The sequence below is a fragment of the Chrysanthemum yellows phytoplasma genome (genome assembly GCF_000803325.1).
GTDB classification, from domain to species: domain Bacteria; phylum Bacillota_I; class Bacilli_A; order Acholeplasmatales; family Acholeplasmataceae; genus Phytoplasma; species Phytoplasma asteris.
In genome coordinates this window covers 1-354 of the sequence record NZ_JSWH01000218.1, presented here as the reverse complement: position 1 = coordinate 354, position 354 = coordinate 1, and the positions used below count along the sequence as shown (strand labels likewise).

Sequence of the window (354 nt, the reverse complement as noted above, 5' to 3'; positions counted from 1 at the left end):
GTCTTTTGTTGGTTTTTTTTAGTTTTAAAAATTCTTTTTGTTTTCCAGGTAATGGTGCCATCTTTATGAATGGTTTTGATTTTTCCATTAGAAAAATAGATGTAAGTATTGCTGTTTTGACAGGTCTTTTTAGTTATGATCGCCATTTGATAGTACTCCTATTTGTTTAATAATTTGTTTGACATTGGATTTGATAGAATCACTTCCGTTTAAAATTAATTTATTAACTCCACTAGTATAATGAGTGAGATAATGATTGTATCCTTGACGAACGGTTTGAAAATAAGTTAATGATTGTCTTTCAATGAGATCTCTTTGATGGTTTTTTTGTTTTTTCTTTCTAGTTCTTCCGAT

The 354-nt window shown here is 28.2% G+C and carries 1 pseudogene; it reads right to left on the bottom strand.

Features of this window, described 5'->3' with window-relative positions:
* Nucleotides 1–129 precede the first annotated feature (129 nt).
* A pseudogene (locus OL66_RS04095) lies at nt 130–354 on the bottom strand (dTMP kinase); the annotation flags it as partial.